The sequence below is a fragment of the Flavobacterium sp. genome, from assembly GCF_041392005.1.
Taxonomy (GTDB): domain Bacteria; phylum Bacteroidota; class Bacteroidia; order Flavobacteriales; family Flavobacteriaceae; genus Flavobacterium.
The window spans coordinates 214917-230498 of record NZ_JAWKMX010000001.1 but is presented as its reverse complement, the minus strand read 5'-3'; the positions used below and the strand labels follow the sequence as shown (position 1 = coordinate 230498).

Here is a 15582-nt window from a genome sequence, read left to right as displayed (position 1 = left end):
TTATTTTTTAGGATTTCCTCTAGGGCTTTTTCTACTAGATTTAGGCCCAACTTTAGACATTGCACAACGGAAACCAATGTAGTCTGTTGCCATATCTTGAGGGAAATATCTTCTTTGTGCAGGATCTAACCAATAAGCTCTATCTCTCCAAGAACCACCCTTATATACTCTAACATTGTCATCTATTAATGATGTACGCTTGTTAGATTTATCGTATTGTTTAATTAATTGTTCATCGCCAATTGGATTTCCTAATGAGTCTAACTCTTGTTCCATTCCAATTTTATGCTTAGGTGCATCGTACATAGAATATTGTTCGCCACCTTCATTTCCAGATTCTTCATCTTCTCCAAAACGGAAATAACGAGTAGAAGATCTATCACCATCTCTGTAGTTTCTGTTATCAGATTTAGAGAATTGAGTTCTTAAATACGTTTCGTTTTCATCTACAGGAACTTGAGCAACTTGACCAGGAAGATTTCGTGCCATTATTCTACCGTTGCTTAAAGTATCGTATTTAATATCTTCTGTAGTAACAATTTCAGTAGTACCGTCATCACCAATTTTATTTTTCATGTAAACGTTTCCTCTAAAATAGTTAAAATCGTTTACTTCATCATCTACCATTGGACGATATACGTCGGCTACCCATTCGGCAACGTTACCCGCCATATCATACAAACCAAAGTCGTTTGGTGGATAAAATTTTACTTTTTGAGTAATATCAGCAGCGTCATCAGACCAGCCTGCAACTCCGCCGTAATCTCCTTTTCCTTGTTTAAAGTTAGCCAATTGGTCGCCTCTGTATTTTCTTTTTCCAGAACGTGTGTATTGACCACTCCAAGGGTATTTTTTCTGCCCTTTATATAAGTTGTACTCTCTGTTTCCAACTAATGCAAGTGCGGCATATTCCCATTCTGCTTCGGTTGGTAATCGATATTCTGGTAATATTATACCTGTACTTCTAGTTGCGTAAACGTTTTTATCGTCATCAGCAGCTTGTTTGCTTCTTCCATTTTGCCCTTTTCGCAATACAACGTCTTGATTTCCACCTAATGTTTGGTTTGGAGAAATTAAATAAGCTTCTGTGCTAAAAGTAGAACTGGCAGTAACATCTTCATCAAAGTTTGTCTTAGCATCTTTTTTTAAGTAGCCATTTTTCTCTAAAATATTTTCGTTTACACGGTCTGTTCTCCATTTAGCAAATTCAGTTGCTTGAACCCAAGTTACTCCAACAACTGGATATTCTGCGTATGCAGGGTGTCTTAAATAATTGTTGGTCATAGTTTCGTTATAACCTAAACGGTTTCGCCAAACTAAGGTATCAGGAATAGCACCTGTATATATATTTTTATAATTTTCATCTGTAGGAGGAAAAATAGTTTTTAACCAAAACAAGTACTCTGTGTACATTAGGTTTGTTACTTCGGTTTCATCCATATAAAAAGACTGAACATGTTGCTGTGTAGGCGTATTGTTCCAGTCGTGCATAGGGTCGTCGGCAACTTTACCCATTGTAAAAGTACCACCTTCTACAGGAACCATTCCTGGAGGCGTTTCTTGCTTTTTGTACTTTGAGTTGTATTGAAACCCACCGTTTTTATCATTTATTTTCCATCCAGTAGCTCTAGAAGCACCTTTAGATGAAGAACCTTTGCTACAACTTGCCAATACAAAAACAGCAGATAAAGCAACTAATAATTTCCAATTCATTAAGTTCTTAATTTTCATATAGTAGGTAATAAATTTAGTGTCGCAAGATAAGAATTCTCATTTAAAATGCAACAAATTTTTACGAATTTAAAAAAATATTTTTATTGTCAACCTTTATATAACGTTAGTAGGTTAATTTTATTGTATTTGAATTAGTATTTCATAAAATATTTTTTTCTATTTGTAATATTAAAATTAAAATTGCGTTTTAATACATAATGAAAAAGTATTTTTTTGTAATCTTTTGTTTAGGTTTTTATGGTTTATTACTTTCTCAAGAATCTAAAAAAATAATTTTAGAGTGGGACGGTTTTAAGCAACACGTGTTTTTAGATGAGACAGTATTTAAATATCCATCATTTAAAAATAACGAGGTTGTTTTAGATTTAGAAACTAAAACTATTCGTTATAACGATGTTTTTAAAACACAAGGCAAAGTAAATAATGAAACATTAACTGTTGAAAATGTTGTTTTAGAGTCAATTTCGGAAAATGAATTGTACGATTTAAATAAAACGGCATTGCCTAATAAAATTAACGCAAAAATTGAAACGGTAACCGCTAGAGATGAGTTTTATACGATGCTATCGTTTAATCCAATAATTAAAGAAGGAAATAGTTTTAAAAGGGTAAAATCGATACAATTTAGTTTTACAAATAATAAACAAACATCTTCAAAGTCGCTTCAAAACGCAACAAACATTCAAAACTCGGTTTTGGCAAGCGGAAATTGGTATCGGTTTTATATTAATAAATCTGGAGTTTACAAAATAACCAAAGGTTTTTTACAAAGTTTAGGGCTTGATACAAATGTTGATCCAAGAACCATTAAAATTTTTGGAAACGGTGGTAGAATGCTACCATTATTAAATAGTACTTTTTACCCAACAGATTTAGAAGAAAATGCAGTGCAATTTATTGGCGAAGAAGACGGTGTTTTTAACGATTCAGATTATATTTTGTTCTATGCAGAAGGAACCGATACTTGGAATACAGAAAGTTTAACATCGGTTAATTTGTACGACGACAAATCGTATTATTATGTTACAGCACAAGGTGCTTATGGAAAACGAATTTTAGAAAACACACAGCCATCGGGCACTGTTGTAGAAACGTTTCAAAAGTACAATACAAAAGTGGTGTACGAACAAGATTTGGTTAACGTGGCAAAAGTAGGCAGACGATGGTTTGGCGAACAATTTAATGTAACCAATAGTCAAAATTTTGAGCTTTCAATTCCAAATTTAGACACTACGCAGCCTGTTGCGGTTAAAATAAATTTTGCAGCAGCTAGTCCAAATCAATCCTCATTTGATGTAAATGTAAACGGACAAAATATTGGTAATGTAACACTTGGAGGCATACCACAAACTGCCGAATATTCGGCTAGAGAATCGGCACTAAACACCACAATTTCTGCTGCTAATCAAAATTTAAACTTTGCAATAACATACGATAACGGTGGTGTTCCATCGGCTAATGGCTATTTAGATTTTATAATGGTTGATGCGTTATGCAATTTGCAAGGTACAGGAAATCAGTTTTTGTTTTATAATAATAATCAAGCTAGTAATATAGGTGTAGGCGAATTTGTAATTGCTAACGCATCGGGCATTAAGCAGGTTTGGGATGTTACCGATTTGTATAACATTACGAAGTTTACAAATTCTGGCAATACCACTTTTTCGTTTAAAGCAAATTTAGGTACAACGCGAAAATATGTAGCCGTTACCGATGGTTTTCTAGAACCACTAAAAGAAGCCAATTCGCAAGTAGCTAATCAAAATTTAAAAGGCACTATATTTTTAAATAATCAAGGTAATTTTCAAGATATCGATTATTTAATTATTACGCCAACCGAATTTTACAATGCAGCTCAAAACCTTGCTAATTTTCACATAAACACATCGGGCTTAGTAACAAAAGTTGTAAAGCTTAACGAAATTTATCAAGAATTTAGCTCAGGTAAACAAGATATTGCAGCTATTAGAAATTTTATAAAGTATGTGTATCAAAATGCTTCATCAACTAATAAAAGAGTTAAATATGTAAACCTTTTTGGCGATGCTTCTTACGATTATAAAGATAGAATTTATAATAATTCTAATTATGTGCCTATTTTTCACTCGTTCAATCCTAATGCTTCAGAAACCAATAACGTTTCTAATATGTCGTTGTATGTAACTAATATGTCTGATGATTTTTATGGATTAATGGACGATAATGAAGGACCAATGACCAATACATTAGATGGAATTGATATTGCAACAGGAAGAATGCTCATCAATAATCTGCAACAAGCTAATGAAATGGTTGCTAAAGTAATAGAATATTACGATGCTAAATCGTATGGACGATGGCGAAATTCTTTTGTTATTTATTCTGATGATGCCGACACGGCTATAGATGCAACATTACAATCGCACTTAAACGGTATAGCAGACGATTTAACAGCAGCAAAACCATTTGTAAATGTAAAAAAAATACACACCGATGCTTATGTGCAAGAGGTAGCGTCAGGCGGCGAACGATATCCAAAAGCTAAAGAAGATTTTTTAAATGCAATAGAATTAGGAGCTTTAGTAATAAATTATTTCGGACACGGAAACGAAGAGTTTTTGGCAGGCGAACGCTTATTCGAAAAATTAGAGGCGCAACAATTAATAAACCCAAATCGTTTTCCACTATTTATTACCATAACGTGCGATTTTACTCGTTTCGATGATCCAAATAGATTAACAGGTGGCGAATACATGTATTGGAATGCAAACGGAGGAGCAATTAGTTTAGTTGCTACAACCCGACTTATAAGTGTTAGTACAGGTTTAAGTATGAACAATATTTTAACCGAAGAATTATACACTTTCGACGGATACAATTACCCTACAATAGCCGAAGCGGTTCGATTAACAAAGCTGCAAGTAAATTCATCTAACAGACGTGTGGTATCCTATATTGGCGACCCAGCACTACAACTAGCTATACCAAAACCTAAAGTCGTGCTTACAAAAGTAAACGATGTTTCTGTAGGTGGAGCACTCCCTATTTTTCGTGCTTTAGATTTAATGAAGGTAGAAGGAGAGGTTCATACTGAAAGCGGAAACTTACTTTCCGATTACAATGGCGATGTTGCCATTCAAATATTCGATAAAAATATAAACAGAACGACACTTGGTAATGATGGTACAACAAACAGTTCGGGACAGCTTATTACAATGGATTTTGTTACGTTAGGCGAAACCATAGTAAGAGGAAATGCAACGGTAACAAATGGAAAGTTCGAGTTTAGCTTTATAGTGCCGCAAGATATTAGAATTCCAGTAGGCAATGGAAAAATTAGTTTTTATGCGAAACGTACTAATAGTATTTTACAAGATCAAACAGGTTACGATTTGAGTATTCAAGTAGGAGGGGTAAATGAGAATGCTACTGCCGATACAACAGCTCCTACGATGCAATTGTATATGAATGACGAAAGCTTTGTTTCGGGCGATATTACCAATTGTTCGCCTATTTTAATAGTAAAACTACAAGATGAGCATGGTATAAATACTGCTAGTGGTATAGGGCACGATATTGTTGCAATATTAGATGGAGATGAAACAAATCCCTACATTTTAAACGATTATTACGAAACAGAATTAGACGATTTTACACAAGGAATCGTAAAATTTCCTTTTCGAAACTTAGAAGCAGGTATGCACACCGTTTTAGTTAAAGCATGGGATGTTTACAATAATCCAGTAACCTTAGAATTACAGTTTAATGCCGTTTGTGCGGCCGATGGTTTGCAAATTCAAAGAGTGTTAAATTACCCCAATCCTTTTGTAAGTTATACCGAGTTTTGGTTTACACACAACATGCCTTTTGAACCTTTAGATGTTCAAGTTCAAATTCTTACCATTACAGGAAAGGTAGTAAAAACAATTAACCAACAGGTGGTTACCGATGGTTTTTTATGTAGAGAAATAACTTGGAATGGTCGCGACGATTTCGGCGATAAAATAGGAAAAGGTGTATATGTATATAAATTAACGGTTAAGTCAAGTACTACAGGTAGTCGTGTAGAAAAATACGAGAAACTTGTAATACTGTAATAAAATAGTATATTTGTCAATCTAATAAATTATATAATGAAAAGAATAGTTTTTCTAGCGTTAATAGTGTTTTCTGTTGTAAGTAAAGCACAAGAAAGAGTTATTACAACAGGCGTGCCTTTTCTTTTAATTGCTGCCGATGCCCGTTCTGCAGGTATGGCAGATATGGGTGTTGCCACTTCAGCCGATGCGTATTCACAACAATACAATCCAGCAAAATACGCTTTTTCATTGCGTAAACAAGGTTTCTCATTAAGCTATACACCTTATTTGGCCGATATAGCAAACGATATTTCGCTAGGACAAGTAACGTATTATAACAGAATTAACGAACGTAGTGCTTTTGCAGGTTCTTTGCGCTATTTTGGGTTAGGCGATATAGAGCTTCGTCAAACAGGCGATCCCAATGAAATCCCAAGAACAGTAAGTCCAAATGAATTTGCTATCGATGGTTCATATGCGTTAAAACTAAGCGAACGCTATTCTATGGCAGTAGCAGGGCGTTTTATTCGTTCTAATTTAAAAGTGCCAGATGCAAATAACGATGCAACAGCAGCCACAACATTTGCAGTAGATGTAGCGGGTTATTATCAATCCGAAGAAATCGCATTTAACGATTTTAACGGTCGTTTTAGAGCAGGTTTTAATTTTCAAAATATGGGACCAAAAATTTCGTACGATTTCGATGAGTTAAACGATAATTTTTTACCAACAAATTTACGTTTAGGTGCTGGTTTCGATTTTATTTTAGACGAATACAATAAAGTGGCTGTTACAGGCGAAGTTACTAAATTATTAGTGCCAACACCTCCTAAAATTGAAGATGCAGATGGCGACGGCGATATTGATAATACAGATTCTTCTATATTATATAACGAATACAGAAAAACAAGTTGGGTTAGTGGAATGTTCAAATCATTTGGCGATGCACCCGATGGTTTTGGCGAAGAATTTAAAGAATTTACATGGGCATTAGGCGCCGAGTATGCTTATCAAGATTCGTTTTCATTACGAACAGGGTATTTTCATGAAAGCGAAATGAAAGGTGCAAGAAAATACTTTACTTTAGGAGCAGGTTTCAAATATAATATTGTTAAAATTGATGTATCGTATTTGTTCTCGGCATCAAAAGTAAAAAACCCATTAGAAAACACATTGCGTTTTTCGCTTACATTTAATTTTGGCGATGAATATGATGAGTTATAAAAAAATAAAATAGTAAATTTATAATCCAAATTCAGTTAAGAGTTTGGATTTTTTTTCCTTAAATATGAAACAACTTTCAGTAGTAACAAATTTTACGGTTTTTAATTCGGTAGAGGAATTAACTCCTGAAGACAAATCAATAATGCAACAAGCAATTAGCGTAAGGCAGCAAGCTTACGCACCGTATTCAAAATTTAAGGTTGGTGTTGCACTTTTGCTAAACAATGGCAAAATAGTTTTAGGAACCAATCAAGAAAATGCGGCTTATCCATCGGGTCTTTGTGCAGAACGCGTTGCTATTTTTTATGCAGGTGCTAACTATCCAGAGGCTAAGGTTCAAAAAATCTTCATTTCTGCATCGCCAGAAGACAAAGATTTAGAAAAGCCAATTCCTCCTTGTGGAGCTTGCAGACAGTCAATTGCAGAATACGAAATTAAACAAGAAACGCCAATTGAAATTTATTTTATGGGCGCAAAAGGCGAAGTCTTTAAATCCGATTCGTTAAAAAATTTATTACCATTATTATTCGACAAAAATTACCTATAACGTTTTCGTTTAAAAAAAGTTAACATTTATTAGTAAAAACTATAAAAATCATTAAAATTAATTTTTACAATCATTTTTGAAATAGTATTTTTGCTAATTATAAATTTTTTCGATTTTTTCGGATAAATTCAATTTAACAAACAAAATACATGAAGCCAATAACAAAAGAAGTTTACCTAAAGTGGTATGAAGAAATGCTTTTTTGGAGAAAATTTGAAGACAAATTAGCTGCATTATATATTCAACAAAAAGTAAGAGGTTTTCTTCACTTATACAATGGTCAAGAAGCTGTTTTAGCGGGTGCTTTACATGCAATGGACTTGTCTAAAGATAAAATGATAACGGCTTACCGTAATCACGTTCAGCCTATTGGAATGGGAGTAGATCCGCGTCGTGTTATGGCTGAATTATTAGGTAAAGCAACTGGAACATCGCAGGGTTTAGGTGGATCAATGCACATTTTTTCTAAAGAAAAAGGATTTTATGGCGGTCACGGAATAGTCGGGGGTCAAATTCCTCTAGGAGCTGGTATTGCTTTCGCTGATAAATATTTTAATACAGGTGGTGTTACGTTAACCTATTTTGGTGATGGTGCTGCTCGTCAAGGTTCATTACACGAAGCTTTTAATATGGCGATGAACTGGAAATTACCAGTTGTGTTTATTGTTGAAAACAATGGGTATGCAATGGGAACTTCAGTAGAAAGAACCGCGAATCATACTGATATTTGGAACTTGGTTTAGGTTACGAAATGCCTTGTGGTCCTGTTGATGGAATGAATCCTATAAAAGTAGCCGAAGCAATGCACGAAGCTATCGATAGAGCACGTCGTGGCGATGGTCCTACTTTCTTAGAAATGAAAACATACCGTTACCGTGGTCATTCAATGAGTGATGCACAACATTATAGAACGAAAGAAGAGGTAGAAGAATACAAAAAAATTGACCCGATTACACAGGTGTTAGATATTATTAAAGAAAATAACTACGCAACAGAAGCAGAAATTGAAGTAATGGATCAAAGAGTTGCTGACTTAGTAGCAGAGTGCGAAAAATTTGCCGAAGAGTCGCCATATCCAGATATGAATGTGATGTATGATGTTGTGTACGAACAAGAAAATTATCCATTTTTACCTCATAAATTATAAGCATTATGGCAACAGTTATTACAATGCCTCGTTTAAGCGATACCATGACAGAAGGTACCGTGGCAACATGGCTTAAAAAAGTAGGAGATAAAGTAAAAGAAGGAGATATTTTAGCTGAAATTGAAACCGATAAGGCTACCATGGAGTTCGAATCATTTAATGCGGGAACATTATTACATATTGGTATTGCCGAAGGACAAACAGCGCCTGTAGATTCGCTTTTAGCTATTATTGGAAATGAAGGAGAAGATATTTCTGAATTATTAAAAGGAGGAAATGCTCCTGCAGCATCAAAAGAAGAAAATACAGAAGTTAAAGAAGAGAAGCCAGCTGCTACTTCAGATTTTAAAATGCCTGAAGGAGTAAAAGTGGTTACGATGCCACGTTTAAGCGATACGATGACTACTGGTACCGTAGCAACATGGTTGAAAAAAGTTGGTGATGCAGTTAAAGAAGGCGATATTCTTGCTGAAATTGAAACGGATAAAGCAACTATGGAATTCGAATCATTCAATGCAGGTACACTTTTATATATAGGTGTAGCTGAAGGTGATTCTGCTCCAGTTGATACCATTTTGGCTATTTTAGGACCAGCTGGAACAGATGTTTCGGGTGTGGTTGCTAATTTTAAAGTTGGAGGTACAACTAACGAACCTAAAAAAGAAGAAGTTAAAACGGAAGTAAAAGCAGAAACAGCGACTACAACTGTACAAAATACAACTACTGGAGGAAGAATATTTGCTTCGCCATTAGCTAAAAAAATTGCAGAAGAAAAAGGTATAAACTTAGCGCAAGTAAAAGGAACTGGCGAAAACGGAAGAATTGTAAAAAGTGATGTAGAAAACTTTACGGCATCTTCAGTTGCAACTCCTGCTCAAGCAGTTGCTGCAGCATCCCAAGCAGTTAGCGCTGTTAAACCATTTGTTCCAGCAGGAGAGGTGTATCAAGAGGAAATTAAAAATTCGCAAATGCGTAAAACTATTGCGCGTCGTTTAGCGGAATCTAAATTTACAGCACCACATTATTATTTAACTATTGAGTTAGATATGGATAATGCAATGGCATCTCGAGGTATGATTAATTCGCTACCTGATACTAAAGTATCATTTAATGATATGGTTATTAAGGCATCGGCTATGGCATTAAAAAAACATCCTCAAGTTAACTCACAATGGCGAGACGATGCAATGGTATTAAATCATCATGTTAATATTGGTGTAGCTGTTGCTGTGGAAGACGGATTAGTAGTGCCAGTATTAAAATTTACTGATCAAATGAGCTTGACTCAAATAGGTGCTTCGGTAAAAGATATGGCGGGAAGAGCTAAAGCCAAAAAAATTCAACCAGCCGAAATGGAAGGCAGTACATTTACTATTTCAAATTTAGGAATGTTTGGAATCCAATCGTTTACATCTATTATTAATCAACCAAACTCAGCTATTTTATCAGTAGGTACAATTATTGAAAAACCTGTTGTTAAAAATGGACAAATTGTGGTTGGAAACACGATGACGGTTACGTTAGCTTGCGATCACCGTACGGTTGATGGCGCAACTGGTGCTCAATTCCTTCAAACGTTTAAAGCGTTTATGGAAAATCCTGTTACTATGTTAGCATAAAACATTTGTCATTTTGAACTAATTTAACTTCGTTGAATCTTCGATTTTCAAAATTTCAAAAAATATATTTAAAATTGAATCCCAACAATTGTTGGGATTTTTTTATTTTTACAAAAATCAAAAATATGAAAAAGCTATTACTGTTATTTATCGTACTCTTAGTATTTTCGTGTAAAACAGTTGAGAAAACTGAAACAAAAGCGAGTTACAAAGCGACACCAGAAAGTGTAGGATCAACTTTATCTTACTTAACATCAGACGAATTAATGGGAAGAGATACTGGAAGTAGTGGTATAGCTAAAGCGGGAACGTATTTAATGAATATGATGCAAAGTAACGGTGTAAAACCTTATTTTAATTCCTATCGCGATACAATATCAAATTTTAATAAAACAGCATACAATATTGTTGGTTATTTAGAAGGTAATGATGCTAAGCTAAAAAATGAATTCGTAATTATTGGTGCACATTACGATCATATAGGTATTATTAATGAAGTAAATGGCGATTCAATTGCAAATGGAGCAAATGATAATGCATCTGGAACAACAGCTGTTACTGAAGTGATGAAGTATTTTTCGAAAGCAAAAAGCAATAAGAGAAGCCTTTTGTTTGTGTTTTTTACTGCTGAAGAAAAAGGATTATTGGGTTCAAAACATTTAGCACAACGATTAAAAAATGAAAATATGGATATTTATTTCATGTTTAATTTTGAAATGATTGGTGTGCCTATGCAACGAGATGATATGTTGTTGTATTTAACTGGATTTGGAAAAACCAATATGGCAACAACAATTAACAATTATGCCAAAACAAAATTAGTAGGATATATCCCTATGCAAACACAATATCAATTGTTTAGAGCATCAGATAATTATCCGTTTTTTACAGAATGTAATGTGCCAGCTCAAACGGTTTCTTCTTTCGATTTTGAAAACTTCAATTATTATCATCAGCCCGATGACGAATTTGAATTGATGAATCTTCCGCATATGGCTAATGTGATCAATTCTATTAATCCAGTGTTAGAAAAAATGATAAATGCACCTCAAAAAGAAATAAAAATCAATGAAAAGTAAAAAAGTAATCATCACCGGAACATCACGTGGAATTGGTTTAGAATTAGCACTTCAATTTGCAAGCGAGGGGCATCAGGTTTTGGCAATTTCAAGAAATTCTAAGAAAGAATTAATTGAAAATAAAAACATTACTTGTTTACCCATAGATATTTCAAAAGCAGATGAACTACGACAAGTAAATCATTTTATTCAAAAATCTTGGCAAGGAAAAGTTGATGTATTGGTTAACAATGCAGGATTATTGATAAATAAACCATTTGAACAATTATCTATTAATGATTTTGAACATGTTTATAAAGTAAATGTTTTTGCGGTAGCCACGTTAACCCAACTTTGTATTCCTTATATGAAAAAAGGAAGTCATGTGGTAACAATTAGTTCAATGGGTGGAATTCAAGGCAGTATGAAATTTCCAGGATTGGCTGCGTATTCATCAAGCAAAGGCGCTGTGATTACATTATCTGAATTATTAGCAGAAGAATTTAAAGAAAAAGAAATTGCTTTTAATGTTTTAGCTTTAGGTGCTGTTAATACCGAAATGCTACAAGAAGCTTTCCCAGGTTACCAAGCACCACTTTCTGCAAAAGAAATGGCAAATTATATTTTCGATTTCAGTTTAAATGGAAATAAATATTATAATGGAAAAGTTTTACAAGTAAGTTCAACTACTCCGTAGTTTTATTATGAGTTTTGAGTTATAAGTTATGAGTGAAAGCATAATAAAAACGAAGAGTTTCGAATTAGCGATTATAGGAGTTAGATTTTTCAATTTATTAATTACTGATAAAAAAGAATTTGTAATGAGCAAACAATTTCTGCGTTCTATAACTTCTATTGGGGCAAATGTTCGTGAAGCAATTAATGCGCAAAGCAGAGCCGATTTATTCATAAACTTTCAATTTCACAAAAAGAATGCGATGAAGCGATGTATTGGTTAGAATTGTTAAATGAAACCAATTATATTACTGATGAAGAATTTAATACAATTTATCCAAAATGTAATGAAGTTTTAAAAATTATAAAAAGTATAATTATCACTACAAAGAGAAATAACTCATAACTCATAACTCATAACTGATAATTCATAATTGATTACCATTCTCCAAAAATATCTTCCAGAGCACGCTGTTCAACCTTGTTTTGAATTAATCAAAGCCAATCATGTGCATCTTAAAATTGTAAATGAACGTGTAACCCGTCATGGCGATTATCGTCGTGATGCCGATGGTTTTCATAAAATTACGGTGAATGCGAATTTAAATAAATACCGATTTTTAATTACTTTAATTCATGAAATTGCGCATTTAGTCGCTTTTCAAAAATATGGTAGGTTTATTAAACCACACGGCAACGAATGGAAACATACGTTTCAGCAATTGATGGTGCCTTTTATTCGCCCAGAAATTTTTCCAAATCAATTGTTACCACTTATAGCTCGACATTTTCGAAACCCAAAGGCAAGTAGTGACACCGATGTAAATTTAAGTTTAGCATTAAAAAAATATGATGAAAATAGTAACGATAAAAATTATATCTTTGAAATACCTATTGGTGCAAAATTTAGAATAAAAAACGGAAGGGTTTTTCAAAAAATAGCATTACGAGTAAAACGCTATGAATGTATAGAATTAGCATCAGGGAAAATATATTTGTTTCAGCCCAATGCAGAGGTAGAATTATTACCAAATTAAAAATTAGTAACTTCAAACGATTTAATCAAAAAAATGAATAAAGATTATTATGCAATAATAATGGCTGGTGGTGTAGGTTCTCGTTTTTGGCCAGTAAGTACAGCCGATTATCCGAAACAATTTCATGACATGTTAGGTACAGGAAAATCGTTGCTACAAAAAACTTTCGATCGATTAGCAACTACAATTCCTGTAGAAAACATATTGGTGCTAACCAATGAAAAGTATAATGATTTGGTTTTACAGCAATTGCCAAAAATAAATCCCAATCATGTAGTTTTAGAACCCGCAATGCGTAACACAGCACCATGTATTGTATATGCAGCAATGAAAATAAAAAAAGACAATCCTAATGCTGTAATGATTGTTGCACCTTCTGACCATTGGATTGAAGACGAAAAAGCATTTGCCGATAATATGATTCAAGCATTTGAATTTTGTAAAAATAATGATGCTTTAATGACATTAGGCATTCAACCAACGTTTCCGAATACAGGTTTTGGTTATATCGAATTTGATAAAAATGATAAAAATGCTATTAAAAAGGTAAGTCAATTTAGAGAAAAACCCGATTATGAAACGGCAAAATCATTTTTAAATAGCGGAAATTTCCTTTGGAATGCTGGAATTTTTATTTGGAGTGTTAAAGCTATATTGCATGCTTTTGAACACTATCAACCTGTTATGAATACCTTGTTTTTAAACGGATATGACACGTATCAAACAGCAAATGAAAGAGCATTTATTAGTGAAAATTATGAAAAAGCTGACAATATTTCTATTGATTACGCCATTTTAGAAAAAGCAAATAACGTATATGTTTTACCCGCTACTTTTGACTGGAATGATTTGGGAACCTGGGGTTCTTTACATGAAAAATTAGAAAAAGATGCCTTTGATAATGCCGTTGTAAATGCCAATGTTTATTTAGAAAATGCAGGAAATAATATCATTCGTACCGATGGAAAAAAGCTAGTAGTTATTGATGGTTTGCAAGATTATATAATTGTAGATAAAGACGATACATTATTAATTTATCCAAAATCGAAAGAACAAAATATAAAACAAATAGTTGCTAAATTAAAATAATATGGAAACTCCAGCAGAAAATAAAAATGCCTTTGGCGAAGCGGTATCTAATTTTAAAACATTTGTCAGAGAAACTTTCGATATTTTCCACGATACAGACCGTTATGCTACAATAGATGATATTAAAGCTGGTGTAGATATGCGAGGTCAAAACGCATGGATTTTAATTTTCTCTATTTTAATTGCCTCAACAGGTTTAAATGTTAATTCTGCAGCGGTAGTTATTGGCGCTATGTTGATTTCGCCTTTAATGGGACCCATTTTAGGAATGGGTTTAGCACTTGGTATTTACGATACCGATTTGTTAAAAAAATCATTAAAAAACTTTAGTGTAATGGTGGTGCTAAGTTTGGTAACATCGTTTTTGTTTTTTAGTGTGCCGTTATTTCAAAATGAAACTAATGAGCTAATAAACAGAACATCGCCAACGGTTTTAGACATCATAATTGCACTTTCTGGTGGTTTTGCATTAATTGTTGCTTTTAGTAGAAGAAACCGATCAACAAATACAATTGCTGGTGTTGCTATTGCTACAGCTTTAATGCCTCCATTGTGTACAGCAGGCTACGGTTTGGCAACAGGAAAGTGGCATTTTTTTGGCGGTGCTATGTTTTTATTTATGATAAATACCATATTTATAGCCACTGCAACCTATTTTGTAGTAAAGTTTTTGCGTTTTCCGCTTAAAGAATATGCCGATGAAAAGCGAAAAAAAAGAATATCGCATTTTATTACATTTGTTACACTAGCCATTTTTATTCCAAGTGTTTTTTTCTTTTACCAATTGTATAAAAAATCAGATTTTGAAAAATGTGTAGGCGAAACCTTAAATAAAATTCAAAAGCAAGAAGGCATAGGTGTTTTTAATATTGAGACAGATTTTCAACAGCAAAGCGTTAGTTTTGCGGTAATTGGGAAAAGTTTAGATACTCATCAAATTAAAAAAATACAAGATCATATTGCTAGTTTAGGGTACGAAAATGTGCAAGTATCAGTGCTTCAAGATACCGAAAACCAACAAACATTAACCCGATTGTCTGAAATTGAAAATTCCTATGTATCTAATCAGCAATTATTAGCCAATAAAGAAGCGCAATTATTAGAAAAAGATAGAGAAATATTTGCTCTAAAAGAAAAATTAAATAATGGGTCAGCTATTTCTTTTGTAGATATTGCTGACGAAATTAAAAGTTTAAACGACAACGTTGATGGGGTTGCATATTATACTATTTTACATACTAATTTTAAGGCTATAGATACCATTCCAAACTTTGTTATTACATTTAAAAAAGATACCAAACAAGCAGATATAAATAAAGAAATTGCAAAATATAGAAAATGGTTGCAATCGAAATTAAAAAACGATAGAGTAGTTGTAAAAGCCGAGTAGTTTA

10 protein-coding genes and 2 pseudogenes are annotated in these 15582 nt (G+C 33.4%); 11 read left to right on the top strand and 1 reads right to left on the bottom strand.

Going from position 1 to position 15582, the window contains the following annotated elements:
* On the bottom strand, positions 1–1731 hold the full coding sequence (gene gldJ, locus R2808_RS01050) for a gliding motility lipoprotein GldJ (RefSeq protein ID WP_371269078.1): 1731 nt from the start codon (positions 1729–1731) through the stop codon (positions 1–3).
* A 200-nt stretch (positions 1732–1931) separates the two neighbouring features.
* Here gldJ and porU point away from each other — a divergent pair, with 200 nt between their 5' ends.
* The 11 genes and pseudogenes from porU (at position 1932) to R2808_RS00995 (ending at position 15578) form a co-directional block, all read left to right on the top strand.
* Positions 1932–5810, top strand: a complete 3879-nt coding sequence (gene porU, locus R2808_RS01045) for a type IX secretion system sortase PorU (RefSeq protein WP_371269077.1) — start codon at positions 1932–1934, stop codon at positions 5808–5810.
* A gap of 36 nt (positions 5811–5846) precedes the next feature.
* Entirely contained in the window at positions 5847–7016 is a 1170-nt protein-coding gene (porV, locus tag R2808_RS01040; RefSeq protein ID WP_371269076.1) for a type IX secretion system outer membrane channel protein PorV, read from the top strand.
* A 64-nt stretch (positions 7017–7080) separates the two neighbouring features.
* Positions 7081–7563, top strand: coding sequence for a cytidine deaminase (gene cdd / locus R2808_RS01035; RefSeq protein WP_371269075.1), 483 nt, complete (start codon positions 7081–7083; stop codon positions 7561–7563).
* A gap of 149 nt (positions 7564–7712) precedes the next feature.
* Positions 7713–8710: pseudogene (gene pdhA / locus R2808_RS01030) on the top strand (pyruvate dehydrogenase (acetyl-transferring) E1 component subunit alpha).
* 5 nt (positions 8711–8715) lie between these two features.
* Positions 8716–10329, top strand: a complete 1614-nt coding sequence (locus tag R2808_RS01025; RefSeq protein WP_371269074.1) for a 2-oxo acid dehydrogenase subunit E2 — start codon at positions 8716–8718, stop codon at positions 10327–10329.
* A 125-nt stretch (positions 10330–10454) separates the two neighbouring features.
* A complete protein-coding gene (locus R2808_RS01020) occupies positions 10455–11408 on the top strand; it encodes a M20/M25/M40 family metallo-hydrolase (RefSeq protein WP_371269073.1) in 954 nt (317 codons plus the stop codon).
* Positions 11398–12084 carry an SDR family NAD(P)-dependent oxidoreductase gene (locus R2808_RS01015; RefSeq protein ID WP_371269072.1) on the top strand — a complete coding sequence of 229 codons (687 nt, stop codon included), beginning with the start codon at positions 11398–11400 and terminating at the stop codon, positions 12082–12084. The genes R2808_RS01020 and R2808_RS01015 overlap by 11 nt, the downstream gene beginning before the upstream one ends.
* Positions 12085–12112: 28 nt before the next feature.
* Positions 12113–12468: pseudogene (locus R2808_RS01010) on the top strand (four helix bundle protein).
* A gap of 28 nt (positions 12469–12496) precedes the next feature.
* The gene (locus R2808_RS01005; protein WP_371269071.1) at positions 12497–13099 is read left to right on the top strand and encodes a SprT-like domain-containing protein; all 603 of its coding nucleotides are present in this window, start codon (positions 12497–12499) and stop codon (positions 13097–13099) included.
* Positions 13100–13132: 33 nt separating this feature from the next.
* Positions 13133–14188, top strand: coding sequence for a mannose-1-phosphate guanylyltransferase (locus R2808_RS01000; RefSeq protein WP_371269070.1), 1056 nt, complete (start codon positions 13133–13135; stop codon positions 14186–14188).
* A gap of 1 nt (position 14189) precedes the next feature.
* Positions 14190–15578 carry a DUF389 domain-containing protein gene (locus R2808_RS00995; protein WP_371269069.1) on the top strand — a complete coding sequence of 463 codons (1389 nt, stop codon included), beginning with the start codon at positions 14190–14192 and terminating at the stop codon, positions 15576–15578.
* Positions 15579–15582: the final 4 nt, after the last annotated feature.